The following is a 14,730-nucleotide window of genomic DNA, read 5'->3' as shown; positions in this document are numbered from 1 at the left end:
GCGTCGGCCGGCATGGCGATGACCGCCTTGACGCCGAACATGGCGGCGGAGGCGGCCACCCCCTGCGCGTGGTTGCCCGACGAGAAGGCGACGACGCCCCGGCTGCGCTCCTCTTCGCTCAGCGAAGACAATTTGTTGTAGGCGCCGCGGAACTTGAACGAACCGGTGCGCTGCAGAGTCTCCGGCTTGAACAGGATTCTGCCGCCGAAGCGCTTGTTCAGCTCCGGCGACTCGATGAGCGGGGTTTCAACGATCAGGCCCGAGAGCCGTGCGGCGGCGGCGTGGATATCGGCGATGCCGGGAAGGGTGGCCATAGCGGATCCTGTGAAGATGTGACCCGCCATCGTGCACGCAAAGGGCCGCGTGATGCCAACGAAAATATGTATTGGACAAGTTGGCGAGCGGTCGCCAAGGCCACGGCCGCACGCCCCCCTCTGGCCTGCCGGACATCTCCCCCTCTAGTGGGGAGATTGGCAGCTTCGCCCGTTTCCGCAAACGAGAAAGACTGGCGCCGGGCCCGGAGCGCATGATCTCCCGCCTTGAGGGGGAGATGGCCGGCAGGCCAGAGGGGGGCGCTGTCCCGCCGACATCTCGGCAGTTTCACCCCAGCAAAGCCCTCTGCCTTTTTGTGCCACCCAGCTTGCGCCAGTTGTTGAAGCGGTGGCTGGCGGCGGCAAACGAGATCTTCATCTGCTGGGCGACGGAATAGCGCGACTTGCCTTCGTCGAACATGCGGTAGCAGCATTCGACTCCTTCCTCCGTCAATTTGCCGTCCTGGGCCTTGTTGTGCGGGTTGGCCGGATCGAACTTCTCGACCCGCTGCTCGACCAGGCTTTTCAGGCGCTGCAGATCGGCCTCGATGCTGGCGATGAGATCGAGAACGGGCTTGGGGTCATAGCTGTGCAGAGCTGGTGCTGCCGTCATCCGCTGGATCCTTCTTCTGGCTTCCCTCCCAATATAGGTGAACATTCACTGATAGTGAAGGGGTGGCTCCGGCTTCGACAATTCTTGAGCCGCCGACCAACGCGTGGTTGACCTCGAACCGGTCAAACCTTAGTTTAGAACCATTCTAAACTAGGGTGAATTCCTCATGCTTTCCCGGGTTTTCGGTTTCGGCCGCCGTCCCTTCGACTCGCTCTCCGAGCAGGAGATCCTCGCCCTGGCGATTTCGTCGGAGGAAGATGACGGGCGGATCTACCGGGCCTATGCCGACGGACTGGCGGAGAGCTTTCCGCACTCGGCCAGGGTGTTCGAGGATATGGCAAAGGAAGAGGACGGCCATCGCGACTCGCTGATCGAACTGCATCGCAAGCGTTTCGGCGAGCGCATCCCCCTGATCCGGCGCGAACATGTGAAGGGCTACTATGAGCGCAAGCCGGACTGGCTGGTGAGACCGCTCGGCATCGACCATGTCCGCGGCCAGGCCGAAGCGATGGAGCGGCAGGCCTACCTGTTCTATGTCGAGGCGGCGAAGCGCACGACCGATGCCTCGACCAGGAAACTGCTCAACGACCTGGCGCTGGCAGAACAGGGCCACGAATCGCTGGCCCAGCGCCTGGAACTGGAGCACGTGCCGGGCGCCGTGAAGGACGAGGAGGCGGCGGCCGAGCAGCGCCAGTTCATCCTGACCTATATCCAGCCGGGCCTTGCCGGCCTGATGGACGGGTCGGTGTCGACGCTGGCGCCGATCTTCGCCGCGGCCTTCGCCACCCACGACACCTGGCAGACCTTTCTGGTCGGCCTTGCCGCCTCCATCGGCGCCGGCATCTCGATGGGCTTCACCGAAGTGGCGTCCGATGACGGCAAGCTGTCGGGGCGCGGCTCGCCGATAAAGCGCGGCATCACCACCGGCGTCATGACGTCGGCGGGCGGGCTTGGCCATGCCTTGCCCTATCTCATCCCGCATTTCTGGACGGCGACCGCCGTCGCCGCCGTGGTCGTGTTCTTCGAACTCTGGGCCATCGCCTTCGTCCAGAACCGCTACATGCAGACGCCGTTCCTGCGCGCCGCCTTCCAGGTGGTGCTCGGCGGCGCCCTGGTGTTCGCCGCCGGCGTGTTGATCGGCAACGCCTAGTTTTGGCGGCGCCGGCGCGTCGCGGAACGGGTCAGGGGATCAGGTCGATTTCCTCGGTCTCGCCGCCGTCGCAGGTATAGCAGCAATCCTCGCACTTCTCCTTGTTGCCCGGGCCAACGCCCCAATATGTCTCTTCGTCGCCGTCGACCCAGGCGCCGTAGCAGATCGATTCACCGGCGTTGCAGGATATCGGCAGCTGCCTGGTCTCGCCATCGTCGAGGTAGAAGTCCTTGCCGTCACCCGGCCAGACATAGTCGCGATCCTGGCTGTAGAGCTCGATGCGCATGGCATTGGGATGACTGTTCTTGATGGCGAAGATGACATCCTCGGCATGCGCCGCCGGCGCGGACAGGGCGAGAAGAAAAAGCGCGGACACTGCGCGCCGCGCATAGGCGTAAGACATGGTAACCCCCAAAAAGAGACCGGCCCACCCGCCGGCGGGATAGTCATCGCATGTCGCGGCCCGCCGCCAAAGCGGCGATTGCAAGATTCCCTGGCTGATTTTGGGAGTTGACTGGTTCCTTCTCCCCGGAGAAGGCAGGAAGCCTCCTTCAACGCACCAGATCGATCGCGTCGATCGGTTGTTCCGGGATCGATTGTTCCGGGCGGGAACCTTCGGCGGCGATCTTCCGTCCCAGCCTGGTCGCTTCACGCACCATGAGCTCGAGGTCTGTGCGCCGGGTGCGATGGTTGTTGATCGCCACGCGCAGCCAGTGCTCGCCATGCAAGGTGGTGTCCGACAGCGTGGCGATGCCCTGTTCCTGCAGCCGCAGCATGATCTCGGTGTTGAGCGCCTTCAGCGCCCCGCCGGCCAGGCCCGGCTGGTAGCGGAAGCAGACGATGTTGATGGTCGGCGACGCCGCCAGTTCCAGCAGCGGCTCGGCCTCGATCAATTCCGAGAGGTAGCCGGCCTGCGCGATGTTCTGGTCGATCAGGCGACCGAACTTGTCGACGCCATGCTGCTTGAGCGCCATCCACACTTTCAGCGCACGAAAGCCGCGCGATGTCTGCAGGCCATAGTCGTTCAGCCATTCGCCGGAGGCGAGCCCGCGCGGCGTCGATTCCAGATATTCAGGCGTGACGGCGAAGGTCTTGCGATGCGCGACGGCATCCCTGACCAGCGCGCAGCCGACCTCGAACGGCGCGTGCAGCCATTTGTGCGGATCGAGCGCCACTGAATCCGCCCATTCGATGCCGGCGACGCGATGCTTGTTGCGCGGCGCGATGGCGATCAGCGCGCCGATGCAGCCGTCGACATGGAACCACAGGTCTTCCTCATGCGCGAGCTTGGCCAGCGCCTGCAAGTCGTCGATCGCGCCCGTGTTCACCGTGCCGGCATTGCCGATGACGCAAGCCGGCCTGAACCCCGCCGCGCGATCCTCGGCGATTGCCGCCCGCAGGGCGGCGATGTCGATGCGCAGCCCGGCATCGGTCGGGATGCGACGCAGGGCCCGGTTGCCGAGGCCAAGCGCCTCCATCGCCTTGCGGTGGCAGGAGTGGATCTGGTCCGACCCATAAAAGCGCAACGGCTTCTCGATGGCGGCGACACCATGCTCGCGCACGTCGATGCCCGCCTTGGTGTTGCGCGCCACGGTCAGGCCGATGATGTTGGCCATCGAGCCGCCGCTGACGAGCGTGCCGGAAGCGGAGGCGGGAAAGCCCAGCATTTCCTTGCACCAGTTCACCACCTGGCTGTCCATCAGCCCGGCGGCGTGGTTGCCGCCGCCGAGGTTGGAGCCCTGGATCGCCGCCAGGAAATCGCCGAGCGCGCCGGTGAAGTTGCTCGACCCCATGTACCAGGCCCAGAAGCGCGGGTGGATGTTGCCCATCGGATAGGACATCACGGTCCGCGAGACCTCGCCATAGACGGCGGCAAGCGACGACGGCGACCGCGGCAAGGAAGCCGTGAACACCTCCCTCACATTGTCCGGCATCTCCCGCCAGACCGGGCGGTCGCGCACGTCGCGCAGATAGTCGACGGCATCGTCGATGATCCTATGCGAAACGGCCTGGACGTCGCCCCAGTCCAGCGGGTCGAGCGTTTCCTCTGTCACCCCGTCAAAGAATTTGCGCGCGTCGTCCATGGCCGCCTCCCCTCAGGCCGCGAACTGGCAGCCGGGCGTCGAGCGCGACAGCGCCATCTCGTCCGCGTCCATTTCGGCCTCGATGCCGTCGAACAGCGGCGTCGACATATAGCGCTCCCCGGTGTCGGGCAGCATGCACAGGATCACCGATCCGGCCGGCGAATTCTCCGCGACCTGCCGCGCCACGGCGAAGGTCGCGCCGCCGGAAATGCCGGTGAAGATGCCCTCCTGGCGGGCCAGCGCCCTGGCCCATTTGATGCCTTCGGGGCCGGCGATCGGCATGACCTCGTCATAGAGGCCGGCATCGATCGCTTCCTGCAGGACATTGGGAATGAAATCCGGCGTCCAGCCTTGCACGGGATGAGGCTCGAAGGCCGGATGGCTGGCGGTGGGAGCGCCATCGGCGGCGCGCTGCTGCGCCTGGCCGCTGCCGATCAGCCGTGCGTTGGCCGGCTCGGCCAGCACGATCCGGGTTTCCGGCCGCTCGCGGCGCAGCACACGAGCAACGCCGACGACGGTGCCGCCGGTGCCATAGCCGGTGACGAAGGCGTCGAGCCGCGACCCGGCGAAATCATTCATGATCTCGCGCGCCGTGGTCGCCTCGTGGATGGCGGCATTGGCCGCCGTTTCGAACTGGCGGGCGAGGAACCAGCCATTGGCCTCAGCCAACTCTACCGCCTTCTTGTACATGCCGGAGCCTTTCTCGGCGCGCGGCGTCAGCACCACCTTGGCGCCCAGCATGCGCATCAGTTTGCGGCGCTCGACGGAAAAGCTGTCGGCCATGGTGACGACAAGCGGATAGCCCTTCTGGGCGCAGACCATGGCGAGGCCAATGCCGGTGTTGCCGCTGGTCGCCTCGACCACGGTCTGGCCCGGCTTCAGCGCGCCGCTGCGTTCGCCCTCCTCGATGATGTTGAGCGCCAGCCGGTCCTTCACCGAGGCGCCTGGATTGAAGAACTCGGCCTTGACGTAGATCGTCGCATGGGCCGGTCCGAGATTGTTGACGCGGACCACCGGCGTGTCGCCGACGGTGTCGAGAATGCTGTCGTAAAGGCGGCCGCGTCCGGTCGTGGTTCGGATTTTCTGTTGCTGCAACATGCCTGGTCTCTCCTCGATCGTCGTTCATGTTCACGGGCCGGTTACAAACCGGCGGGTCGGGCGGCGAGGTTTCGAGACCTCGCCGCGATATGACGTGCCGCTTGCACGGCAGGGGCGGCGTGCGCCGCGGACGTTCGCCAGCGGATGCGCCGTGTCGGGTTTGGTGATAAAGCAGAGGCCGACGGGCCAGCGTGGGAGCAGGCGTGGAAACGCACATGGAATCCACCCGATCGAGGCTTGACGGCGCGAAGCCGGTGCTTTGCGTGCGCCTGCTTGGACCGCTGACGATCTCCCGCGACGGGGCGCCCGTGACGCTGCCCGCCTCGCGCAAGCTGCGTGCCCTGCTTGCCTATCTGGCGCTGGCGCCGCACCCGGTTGGCCGCAGCCGCCTGTGCGAGCTGTTGTGGGATGTGCCCAACGATCCGCGCGGCGAATTGCGCTGGTGCCTCAGCAAGCTGCGCGGCGTGCTCGACGAGCCGGGCCGGCGGCGGGTGTCCACGCAGGGCGACACGGTCGCGCTTGACCTCAGCGATTGCCTTGTCGACGCGCTGGAGGTCACCGCCGCCGCCATGCAAGGGATCGGCACGCTCGACGCCGGACGTTTGCAGGCGCTGGCCGAAATGTTTGCCGGCGAGGTTCTCGACGGGCTGGATCTCGAGCGCAGCCCGCATTACAACAGCTGGCTGATCGCGCAGCGGCGCCGGTTCCATTCTTGCCACGCCGCACTGCTCGAGCACCTCGTCGCCATCCATCCGGCGGGCTCGGCGGATGTGTCGGCGCATCTCGACAGATGGGTGGAACTGGCGCCGTTCGACACGCGCGCGCATCTGGCGTTGCTGTCCAGTCTGGCCGAGCGCGGCGCCATCGGCGCCGCCGAGGAGCATCTCGCGGCGGCGGCGGACTTGTTCCGGTCGGAGGAGCTGGATTTCGCACCGCTTCGGGAGGCGTGGCGGGACATCCGTGACCAGCGCCCGCGTGCTTCGCTGCCGCCGCAGCCGGCGAGCCCGGACTCCGTGCCACAGTTGACGGACGCGCCGGCCGACACCGCCCCTGCCGAAAGCAGCCACGCCTCGCTGGCGGTGATGCCCTTCGTCGAGGAGACCAGCGACGGCACGCGCGGCGGGATCGCCGACGGCTTCACCCACGACATCATCACCCGTCTCGCCAAGCTCAGGGATTTCTTCGTCATAGCCCGCGGCTCGGTGTTCGCGCTGGCAGAGAAGAACATAGCGCCCGAGGATGCAGGCCGCCGGCTGAATGTCGACTATGTCGCCACCGGGACGGTGCGCAGCCCGGCCGGTCGCCTCATCGTCAGCGTCGAACTCATCGAGGTGCGCACCGCCAGGATCGTCTGGGCCGAGACCTTCGAGCGGCGCCCCGACGACATCTTCGCCGTGCTCGACGAGATCGGCAACAGCATCGTGTCGTCGATCTCGGCCGAGATCGAAACGGTCGAACGCAACCGCGCCATGCTGAAGGCGCCCAACTCGCTCAATGCCTGGGAGGCCTATCATCGCGGCCTCTGGCATATGTACCGCTTCACCCAGGCCGAGAACGAACAGGCGCGGCATTTCTTCGCCAATGCCGTGCAGCTCGACCCGACCTTTGCCCGCGCCTATGCCGGCCTGTCCTTCACCCACTGGCAGAGCGCCTTCCAGCGCTGGGGAGACCGCGACCGCGAAAGCGCCCTGGCCTTTGAAAGCGCCGGCCAGAGCCTGCTGGTCGACGATCACAATCCGGCCGCGCATTGGGCCATGGGCCGAGCGCTGTGGCTGCGGGGCGAGCAGGACGGCTCGCTCATGGAACTCGAGCGGGCGGTGGATATCAGCCCGAATTTCGCGCTTGGCCATTACGCGCTGTCCTTCGTCCATTCGCAGTCGGGCGACCCGCAGGCGGCGATCAGCTCCTCCGACCATTCGCGTCATTTGAGCCCCTTCGACCCGCTGCTGTTCGGCATGCTGGGCGCGCGCGCCATGTCGCATGTCCGGCTCGGCCAGTTCGAGGAGGCGGCCGAATGGGCCATGAAGGCGGCGGCGCGGCCGAATGCCCACGCCATCATCCTGGCGATCGCCGCGCACTGCCTGGCGCTTGCCGGACGGATCGACGAGGCGCGCGGCTTCGCCGCCGCCATCCGCGCGACATTGCCGAACTACCGGGCCGACGATTTCATCGGCACTTTCCGCTTCGAGCCTGACGCGGCGGCGCTGTTCCGGCAAGGCGCAAGGCGGATTGGGCTGGCATAGGCGAGAACGGCCGATCGTTTCGGCCGAAATCGGCCGGGTTAACAGATCGGAAGGAGTTGCTTAACCGTTCGCGGCTATGTGATGTCGGTGGGGGCCTGACAGAGTGAGTGTGATGAGCGACAGCCCTGACAAGCGCAACGAATGGCGAGCTATTTTTTATGTGCAGGCGCGCATCGCCATCCTGTTCGTCCCGGTGGTCGCCAGCCTGCTGATCGTCGCCGCGCTCGCCGGCAATGAACGCAAATCCGTTCCCAGCGTACTCGACCCGACCGTCACCGGGTCGGTGCGATAGGCCAACCGGCGCTCGAGCCCTGGCCGTTTCGGGGTCACCGGCGGAACTCCGCGCACGCCAGATCATTGTGTCCCAGGACAAACCCGGAGGACGTGATGACCAGAGCCCTCGACGTGAACGACGATAGCGAGCAGACCCCGAAGCGCCCGCCACAGCCCGAAACAGGCGACGACCTCAAGAAAAAGAAGGTCGAAGGCATAGCCTTGCAGGTGAACGAGAACAGCGTCGACAACACCAGCTCCGTTCCGAAGGCGCCCAAGCGGGACTGAGCGAATTCGCTGATCAACGCAATCAAGCAGTAAAGCCCGGACACACCGGGCTTTTTCCTTGGCCTTCCAAGAGACCGCCGTGAGCGGCTCGGCTCAATAAAATCGCGGGATCGGCCCTTTCTGCGGCGTCACATCATCGCCGAGGTCCAGAAACACCTCGTCGATATAGCACCATCCCCATCCCTCCGGCGGATCGTAGCCTTCGATGATCGGGTGGTTGGTGGCGTGGAAATGCTTGGTGGCGTGGCGGTTGGGCGAGTCGTCGCAGCAGCCGACATGGCCGCAGGTACGGCAAAGCCGCAAATGCACCCATTCCGAGCCGCTTTTCAAGCACTCCTCGCAGCCGAGCGCGCTCGGCGTCACGGGCTTGATCCCGGCCGCGTGCCTGCATTCATCCGCCATCACACTTCTCCTTTAAGGTCCGGCGCAACGGCCCGGCTGCCGTCCCGCGCAAGATAGGCATGCACGGCCGCGACCACCTGGGCGCCCTCGCCGACCGCCGCCGCGACGCGCTTGACCGAGCCGGAGCGGACGTCGCCGATGGCGAACACGCCGTCGCGGCTCGTCTCCATCGCGCCGCGCGCCGGTCCCAACTCCGGTCCGGTACGCACGAATCCCCTGGCGTCCAGCGCCACGTCGCAGTTGGCCAACCAGTCCGTGTTCGGGTCGGCGCCGATGAACAGGAAGATATGGCGGATCGGGCGTGTCGTTGGCGCGCCGCCGGCACGGTCGCGCCAGCGCACCGTCGCAAGATTGCCGCCTTCGCCGTCCAGGGCCTCGATTTCGGTCCCGGTCAGCACCTTGATGTTTCCCTGCGCCCTGATGCGTTCGACCAGATAGCGCGACATGCTGGCATCGAGGCTGCCGCCGCGCGCCAGCAGCGTCACCTTGCGCACATGGCTGGCGAGATAGACGGCCGCCTGGCCCGCCGAATTGCCGGCGCCGACGAGAGCCACCTCCTGGCCGCCGCAAAGCCGCGCCTCGATCGGCGAGGCCCAGTAATGCACGCAGGAACCCTCGAATTGCGCTAGATTGGCGAGGTCGAGGCGGCGGTAGCGCGCACCGCTGGCGATCACCACGCTGCGCGTGCGCACCGTCTCGCCATCGCCGACATCGAGGGCGTAGCGGGCGCCATCGGCTGAGGCGCTCAAAAGCTTCGCCTCGTCGGGTATCACCATTTCGACGCCGAATTTCTGCGCCTGGTTGTAGGCGCGCGCCATCAGCGCCATGCCCGAAATGCCGGTCGGGAAGCCGAGATAGTTCTCGATGCGCGAGGAGGCGCCGGCCTGCCCGCCGAAGGCGCGGCAGTCGAGTACGATCGTCGACAGGCCTTCGGAGGCCGCGTAGACGGCGGCGGCCAGCCCGGCCGGTCCGGCGCCGACAATGGCGACATCGTAGATCCGGGCGCTGTCGACCGGTCGCAGCAGGCCGATGCAGCGGGCAAGGTCCCGCTCGCCGGGATTGAGCAGCAGCCTGCCGTTGGGACACAGGACGACCGGCAGGTGATGAGGATCGACGTCGAAGCGTTCGACCAGGGTCTTGGCGCAGGGGTCGCTGTCGGAATCAAGCACACGGTGCGGCTGGCCGCTGCGCGCCAGGAAACCCTGCAGCCGCAACACGTCGCTGTTGTCGGCGGGGCCGACGATGATCGGCCCGCTGGTGGCGCTTTCCAGGAGCCCGACACGACGCAGGATCAGCGCACGCATGATGCGCTCGCCGAGATTGGCCTCCTGCACCATCAGATCCCGCAATCGTTGCGAGGCGATGACGAACGCCTCCACCGGCTCGGCGGCCAGCGCGTTGACCAGCGACGGACGGTCCGAAAGCTGCGCCAGCTCACCGACAAAGCTGCCCGGACCATGCGTGACGATCGTCTCGCTACGGCCGAGCCCGCCATCCTGGGTGATATCGACCTTGCCCGACAGGATGACGATCAGGCCGGGCGCCACATCGCCGGCCTTGAAGATGTGTTCGCCCGCCGCGTAGGCGCTGGCCTCGCCGAACCGGCGCATGCGCTCGATGTCCGCCTGCGCCAGCGTGGGAAACGCCTGATCGCGACGCGCGCCGAAGATCGGGTTGCTGGGTTGAGCCATGGCTGCGAGCCTAGCGAAGCGAGCGAAAGGTTTGAAGCGGTTTGTTCGAGACTGGCCACGAGGGGAGGCGGGTCGGCAACAAACCAGCGAGCCGGACTTCGTCCGGCGGCGCTCAGGACGAAATGATGGTACGCACGGGTCGCGCGCCGCGCCGAAAAGCAAGCAGGACGGCAACGAGCACGATATTGACGAGTGCGAGCCCCAGCAGCACCGACAGCAAGCCGCGCGCACCGAAATGATCCAGCAGGAGCGCGCCGGCCGATGGCGCCGCCGCCTGCGCGATGAGGCTCGGCATGGCGAGCCTGCCCATCAGTTTTGGATAACCGGCGGCGCCGAACAGCGCCAGCGGCAGGGTGCCGCGCGCGATGGATTCCAGGCCGATGCCGGCGCCATAGAGGACAAGCGCGACCGGCAGGATCCGTGCCCCGGTCCACAGAGCGGCGACGCCGAGGACGACGAATGTGACCGCGGCCAGTTTGGTCCATATCGGATGGTGGTGGCGCGCCAGGGCCATCTCGACCGCGCGGGCGCCGACCTGGGACGGGCCGACCAGCGCGCCGAAAGCGACCGCCGCGCCGAGAGCGAGGCCCGTGGATTGCAGGACGGTCAGCAAATGAACCGACAACGTGGAGGAAATGACCGCCGCAAGCGTGATGCTTGCCGCGAGCGTCGCCATGAGCGGCAGGCTCCGCGGCGCCAAATCGGTTTCAGCTGTCGTGGCGGCCTTCGGCGCCAGCTCGGTGGGGACGCCACGCGGCAGGACCAGGAGATAGACGGGGAGCGCGACGCAGAGCTGAATCGCGGCGTAGACCAGGCAGACGCCGCGCCAGCCGACCGTATCGAGCAGGACGGCTGAAAACGGCCAGCATGCCGTGCTGGCGAACCCGCCGAACAGAGTCAGGCTGGTAATCGTCGAACGGGCGCCGCGCCCGTAAAGGCGGCCAAGCGTTGCGAAGGCCGCGTCATAGAGGCCGGCCCCCATGCCGAAACCCATGATCAGCCAGCCCGCAACAAAGACCGCCAGATTCGGCGACGCCGCCAGGGTCAGCTGGCCGAGGCCCAGGCAAAGGGCGCTGAAGGCCAGCGTCATGCGGCCGCCATGGCGGTCGATCGTGGCGCCGACCTGCGGTGAGACCAGGCCGGCGACAAGCAGGCCGAGCGACAGGCTTCCAACGACCCAGGCAAACGGCCAGCCGGTCCCGGCGGACACCGCCGGCGCGATGACGGCCGGCAAATAGTAGGAGGAACCCCACGCCATGATCTGCGTGACGCCAAGCGAGGCGACGACAATGCGGCGGCTCGGCGGCTCGTCTGCGCTCATCCTTGCCCTATCTCGCTGGCAGGGTGGAGCGCCTCGGCGGAAACGCGGCGCGGCACTGCGTACTCAGGCATCGACGCGGTCTTCATCCTGCACGCAGCACGCCGGATCGAGCGCCGGTGAACAGATTTCCGGCCGGCCGGAGCAGCAATCCTCCATCAGGAACCGGATAAGCCCGGTCAGCGCTTGATACTCGGCGGTGTAGACGATCGACCGGGAATCGCGCCGCGCGGCAACGAGGCCGGCCCGCTCGAGTTCCTTCAGGTGAAAGCTGACATTGGAAGCCGAGACGTCCACGCGTTCGGCCAGGGCTCCGGCGGCAATGCCCTCCGGGCCCGCGATGACGAGCAGGCGCAGCAGCCGCAGGCGCGTTTCCTGCGACAGCGCCCCGAATGCGGAAAGGGCTTGACGTTCATCCATATTTCAATAATCCTAAAAGTATCGAAACGAGGATTACACGCGATGCTCGCCCCTGACAATACCGAATTTGGCCTTCAGGCCATGCTTGATCCGGCTGACGTCACCATCGACGCGCTGCTCGGGGTCCTGGCGGCGCACAAGGAGAAGCCCCTGGTGTTCTTTTATGACGGCCGTGCCATTCAGCCCGGCTACCATGTCACCGAGGTCAAGGCCGGCCGGTTCGCGGCACTGGATTGCGGGGCCAACCCTGAGGCCTGGTCGGAAATCTTCGTGCAGCTCTGGGACGTCAACGAGGACGATCGCGCGCATATGCCGGCGGCCAGGTTCTCGGCCATCATCGGCAAGGTGACCGAGCATGTCGGGCTCGACCATTCCGCCAAGCTCACCTTCGAAGTCAGCGACGGCGTGCGACCGATGCAGCTCTACCGCGCGACCCTTCCCGAAATAGTAGCCGGCTCGGTGCATGTCGAGCTTTCTCCCCGGCCGGCGAGCTGCAAGCCGCGCGACCGATGGCTCGAGGAGCAACGGAAAGTGGGTGCCTGCTGCGGCACGGAAAGCGATGGCAAGCCCTGCTGCGGCTGAGATCTGGGGCCAGAAATGAATCGCCGGATTCTCCTTTGAATGGAGGGAACAAGGGTCTCAGTTCATGCGCCTCGATACGGCCGAACCGGCTGCTGCGGGATGGCCGGCACCTTTGGCCACAAAGCCCGCAATCGGCACATTCCCGAGAAACCCTATGCGATGATTGGAAGCCGCTCATCGATGGCGCTGCGGGCGAGGACGTGCCGATGGCGACAGGATGCTCTGTCGATCGCAGTTCAGGCTGTCGACACCAAAGCGTTCCCGCATCCACTCAAGGTCATCAACGGCCCTTATATTGCTGACGCGGATTGCGCCCAAGGCATGTGCCCCGGCGCTTGGTGCGCCGGGCGTGAGTGCTCTGCCTGGAAGCTTAGGACTATACGGCCTCTTTGAAGTGCGCAGCCTGCGGGTGGTAAACCCTACCGAAGCGGTTGCCGAGGAAGTCCGCCAGCGCGATCTCCTCCTGACGCACGAAACCTCTTGCTGTGAGTTTACCCTGGGCAAGGAGGTCGAGGACTGTCGTGATGCCGGCGGCGGTCGTGATCTGGATGGCGCTCATCAGCTTGCCGGCGACGACGCCGGCGTAAACCTTGTTGGCGTAGGTTTCCTGCAAGTAGCGGCCATCCCGCCAGCCACAGACCGTGACGAAAATGACGACGACGTCCTGCATGGTCGCCGGTAGGGCATTCTCGAACAGATCCTTGAGGACCTCGCGACGGTTCCTGAGGTTGAGGTCGTTCAGCAGCGCCTTGATGATAGCCTGGTGGCCCGGATATCGGATCGTGCGATAGTTCATAGTGCGCACGTGGCCTTCCAGCGACTTGGCAAGGGTGCCGAGACCGCCCGACGTGTTAAATGCCTCGTAGGTTACGCCGTCGAGTGAGAATTCTTCGCGCTCTTCCATCGCCGGGACCGTCACAGCCTTGCCCTCGACGATGGCCTCGCAGGGCTCGATATACTCATTGATCAGCCCGTCCGTGCTCCAGGTCAGATTGTAGTTCAATGCGTTGGACGGATACTGCGGCAATGCGCCGACACGCATGCGGACACTGTCGAGCGTGTCGAAGCGGTTGGCCAGATCGTTGGCGACTATCGAGATGAAGCCGGGCGCCAGTCCGCATTGCGGTATGAAGGCGGCATTCGCGCCTGCTGCCAATTCTTCCACTTTCTTTGTCGTGGCAACGTCCTCTGTAAGATCGAGATAGTGGACCCCGGCTTCGAGCGCTGCTTCGGCGATTCCGCCCGTCAGGCTGAACGGAGCGGCAGACAGGACAGCAAATTTCCCCTTGAGCGTTGCGACCAGTTTCACATGATCCGTGATGTCCAGGGTTGCCGTTGAGATTGCCGGATGGCGGTCGATCTTGATCAGTTGCTCCGGATTTCGGTCGGCGACGATTACGGCGTAGTCGCCCGTTTCGGCCAGCATAAGGGCGATCGATCCCCCGATCTTTCCCGCCCCGACCACTACGATGTGCTTCATTTTGACCCCTGTAGCTACCAATAGGTGCACCCATTCTAATGCCGAGGCGAACGATTCGTAGTGGCGAAAAACGCAGTTTGCAGGATATAACTGGTCAAAATGATGGGCAGAATAGGCAGAGTGAGGGAACAGGATGCAACTGACTGCCAAGGATCGGGACCTTTTGGCGATGCTCGGCGAGAACGCCCGCATGCCTGTTGCCACATTGGCAAAGAAGCTGTCGCTGTCCCGAACGACGGTGCAAGCGAGACTCGAGCGGCTGGAAAGGGCGGGCGTGATCACGGGCTATGGCGTCAGATTGTCAGAGGCATATGCTTCGGGCCTCATCCGAGCGCATATCCTGATCACGATCGCCCCGAAGGCCCTCGCCCAAGTCACGGCGTCCCTCGAAGAGGTTCAAGCGGTGACGGCGCTTCATTCTGTCAGTGGAGCATTCGATCTGATTGCGATCATTGCAGCGCCCTCGATCGCTGAACTCGATCAACTCATCGATGAAATTGGTTCGATCTCAGGTGTTGAGCGAACATTGTCATCGATCATTCTCTCGACACGCATCGCACGCTGAAGGAAAACGGCAAGGTCCTGCGTGATGATCGGCATCCGCCAGAATTTCCCACCCACACCGCGCCACGAGGAGCACCAGTGGAACGGCCGAGGCGTCGAGAGTTTCGATTTGGCGCGGGCTCTGCTGGGACGGGCCCGCCGATGTCGCTTGCAACTGCAACTAATCTGCAGCCTTATTGTTCATTATCGTTTCCGAGCTTGGGAACGTCGACA

Annotated in this window: 16 protein-coding genes; 6 read left to right on the top strand and 10 right to left on the bottom strand. The window is 65.2% G+C overall.

Features of this window, described 5'->3' with window-relative positions:
* Together WC739_RS07630 and WC739_RS07625 are read right to left on the bottom strand one after the other, a co-directional pair.
* The coding region (locus WC739_RS07630; RefSeq protein WP_372952413.1) for a pyridoxal-phosphate dependent enzyme at positions 1-314 on the bottom strand (314 nt) is incomplete at its 3' end.
* A gap of 286 nt (positions 315-600) precedes the next feature.
* Complete coding sequence (locus WC739_RS07625; RefSeq protein WP_372952412.1) at positions 601-924, bottom strand: hypothetical protein; 324 nt, start codon at positions 922-924, stop codon at positions 601-603.
* Between the two features lie 166 nt (positions 925-1,090).
* On the opposite strand from WC739_RS07625, the gene mbfA reads away from it, so the two are divergent.
* Entirely contained in the window at positions 1,091-2,074 is a 984-nt protein-coding gene (gene mbfA / locus WC739_RS07620; protein WP_372952411.1) for an iron exporter MbfA, read from the top strand.
* A gap of 31 nt (positions 2,075-2,105) precedes the next feature.
* On the opposite strand, the gene WC739_RS07615 is transcribed toward mbfA, so the two are convergent.
* From WC739_RS07615 to WC739_RS07605, 3 genes are all read right to left on the bottom strand, one after another.
* The gene (locus WC739_RS07615; protein WP_372952410.1) at positions 2,106-2,477 is read right to left on the bottom strand and encodes a hypothetical protein; all 372 of its coding nucleotides are present in this window, start codon (positions 2,475-2,477) and stop codon (positions 2,106-2,108) included.
* A 148-nt stretch (positions 2,478-2,625) separates the two neighbouring features.
* Positions 2,626-4,158, bottom strand: coding sequence for an aspartate aminotransferase family protein (locus WC739_RS07610; RefSeq protein ID WP_372952409.1), 1,533 nt, complete (start codon positions 4,156-4,158; stop codon positions 2,626-2,628).
* Positions 4,159-4,170: 12 nt separating this feature from the next.
* A complete protein-coding gene (locus WC739_RS07605) occupies positions 4,171-5,256 on the bottom strand; it encodes a PLP-dependent cysteine synthase family protein (protein WP_372952408.1) in 1,086 nt (361 codons plus the stop codon).
* A gap of 215 nt (positions 5,257-5,471) precedes the next feature.
* Between WC739_RS07605 and WC739_RS07600 the strand changes: the two genes are divergently transcribed.
* The 3 genes from WC739_RS07600 (at position 5,472) to WC739_RS07590 (ending at position 8,060) form a co-directional block, all read left to right on the top strand.
* Positions 5,472-7,499, top strand: coding sequence for a transcriptional regulator (locus tag WC739_RS07600; RefSeq protein WP_372952407.1), 2,028 nt, complete (start codon positions 5,472-5,474; stop codon positions 7,497-7,499).
* 112 nt (positions 7,500-7,611) lie between these two features.
* Positions 7,612-7,791 carry a hypothetical protein gene (locus tag WC739_RS07595; RefSeq protein ID WP_372952406.1) on the top strand — a complete coding sequence of 60 codons (180 nt, stop codon included), beginning with the start codon at positions 7,612-7,614 and terminating at the stop codon, positions 7,789-7,791.
* Between the two features lie 95 nt (positions 7,792-7,886).
* Entirely contained in the window at positions 7,887-8,060 is a 174-nt protein-coding gene (locus WC739_RS07590; protein ID WP_372952405.1) for a hypothetical protein, read from the top strand.
* A 93-nt stretch (positions 8,061-8,153) separates the two neighbouring features.
* Here the strand turns inward: WC739_RS07590 and WC739_RS07585 are convergent, their stop codons facing one another.
* The 4 genes from WC739_RS07585 to WC739_RS07570 all read right to left on the bottom strand — a co-directional run bounded on the left by WC739_RS07585 (position 8,154) and on the right by WC739_RS07570 (position 11,891).
* Entirely contained in the window at positions 8,154-8,462 is a 309-nt protein-coding gene (locus tag WC739_RS07585; RefSeq protein WP_372952404.1) for a UBP-type zinc finger domain-containing protein, read from the bottom strand.
* Positions 8,462-10,153: an FAD-dependent oxidoreductase gene (locus WC739_RS07580; protein WP_372952403.1), complete on the bottom strand. Its 1,692-nt coding sequence runs from the start codon at positions 10,151-10,153 to the stop codon at positions 8,462-8,464. Before WC739_RS07580 ends, WC739_RS07585 begins: the two co-directional genes overlap by 1 nt.
* A gap of 112 nt (positions 10,154-10,265) precedes the next feature.
* A complete protein-coding gene (locus WC739_RS07575) occupies positions 10,266-11,474 on the bottom strand; it encodes an MFS transporter (protein ID WP_372952402.1) in 1,209 nt (402 codons plus the stop codon).
* A gap of 63 nt (positions 11,475-11,537) precedes the next feature.
* Entirely contained in the window at positions 11,538-11,891 is a 354-nt protein-coding gene (locus tag WC739_RS07570) for an ArsR/SmtB family transcription factor (protein ID WP_372952401.1), read from the bottom strand.
* Between the two features lie 42 nt (positions 11,892-11,933).
* Here WC739_RS07570 and WC739_RS07565 point away from each other — a divergent pair, with 42 nt between their 5' ends.
* Positions 11,934-12,473 carry a DUF6428 family protein gene (locus tag WC739_RS07565; protein ID WP_372952400.1) on the top strand — a complete coding sequence of 180 codons (540 nt, stop codon included), beginning with the start codon at positions 11,934-11,936 and terminating at the stop codon, positions 12,471-12,473.
* Positions 12,474-12,849: 376 nt separating this feature from the next.
* On the opposite strand, the gene WC739_RS07560 is transcribed toward WC739_RS07565, so the two are convergent.
* Positions 12,850-13,953 (bottom strand): saccharopine dehydrogenase C-terminal domain-containing protein, encoded by a 1,104-nt coding sequence (locus tag WC739_RS07560; protein ID WP_372952415.1) that lies wholly within the window; start codon positions 13,951-13,953, stop codon positions 12,850-12,852.
* A gap of 133 nt (positions 13,954-14,086) precedes the next feature.
* Here WC739_RS07560 and WC739_RS07555 point away from each other — a divergent pair, with 133 nt between their 5' ends.
* On the top strand, positions 14,087-14,518 hold the full coding sequence (locus WC739_RS07555) for an Lrp/AsnC family transcriptional regulator (RefSeq protein ID WP_372952399.1): 432 nt from the start codon (positions 14,087-14,089) through the stop codon (positions 14,516-14,518).
* Positions 14,519-14,730 lie beyond the last annotated feature (212 nt).

This window comes from Mesorhizobium sp., from assembly GCF_041661565.1.
Taxonomy (GTDB): Bacteria; Pseudomonadota; Alphaproteobacteria; order Rhizobiales; family Rhizobiaceae; genus Mesorhizobium.
The sequence above is the reverse complement of the archived record's forward strand: the minus strand, read 5'-3'. Positions and strand labels throughout refer to the sequence as shown.

Bases quoted from the DNA above. Each gene is read 5' to 3' on its own strand.
- WC739_RS07625 (WP_372952412.1), bottom strand. From the start codon at position 924: ATGACGGCAGCACCAGCTCTGCACAGCTATGACCCCAAGCCCGTTCTC.
- mbfA (WP_372952411.1), top strand. From the start codon at position 1,091: ATGCTTTCCCGGGTTTTCGGTTTCGGCCGCCGTCCCTTCGACTCGCTC.
- WC739_RS07615 (WP_372952410.1), bottom strand. From the start codon at position 2,477: ATGTCTTACGCCTATGCGCGGCGCGCAGTGTCCGCGCTTTTTCTTCTC.
- WC739_RS07610 (WP_372952409.1), bottom strand. From the start codon at position 4,158: ATGGACGACGCGCGCAAATTCTTTGACGGGGTGACAGAGGAAACGCTC.
- WC739_RS07605 (WP_372952408.1), bottom strand. From the start codon at position 5,256: ATGTTGCAGCAACAGAAAATCCGAACCACGACCGGACGCGGCCGCCTT.
- WC739_RS07600 (WP_372952407.1), top strand. From the start codon at position 5,472: ATGGAATCCACCCGATCGAGGCTTGACGGCGCGAAGCCGGTGCTTTGC.
- WC739_RS07595 (WP_372952406.1), top strand. From the start codon at position 7,612: ATGAGCGACAGCCCTGACAAGCGCAACGAATGGCGAGCTATTTTTTAT.
- WC739_RS07590 (WP_372952405.1), top strand. From the start codon at position 7,887: ATGACCAGAGCCCTCGACGTGAACGACGATAGCGAGCAGACCCCGAAG.
- WC739_RS07585 (WP_372952404.1), bottom strand. From the start codon at position 8,462: ATGGCGGATGAATGCAGGCACGCGGCCGGGATCAAGCCCGTGACGCCG.
- WC739_RS07580 (WP_372952403.1), bottom strand. From the start codon at position 10,153: ATGGCTCAACCCAGCAACCCGATCTTCGGCGCGCGTCGCGATCAGGCG.
- WC739_RS07575 (WP_372952402.1), bottom strand. From the start codon at position 11,474: ATGAGCGCAGACGAGCCGCCGAGCCGCCGCATTGTCGTCGCCTCGCTT.
- WC739_RS07570 (WP_372952401.1), bottom strand. From the start codon at position 11,891: ATGGATGAACGTCAAGCCCTTTCCGCATTCGGGGCGCTGTCGCAGGAA.
- WC739_RS07565 (WP_372952400.1), top strand. From the start codon at position 11,934: ATGCTCGCCCCTGACAATACCGAATTTGGCCTTCAGGCCATGCTTGAT.
- WC739_RS07560 (WP_372952415.1), bottom strand. From the start codon at position 13,953: ATGAAGCACATCGTAGTGGTCGGGGCGGGAAAGATCGGGGGATCGATC.
- WC739_RS07555 (WP_372952399.1), top strand. From the start codon at position 14,087: ATGCAACTGACTGCCAAGGATCGGGACCTTTTGGCGATGCTCGGCGAG.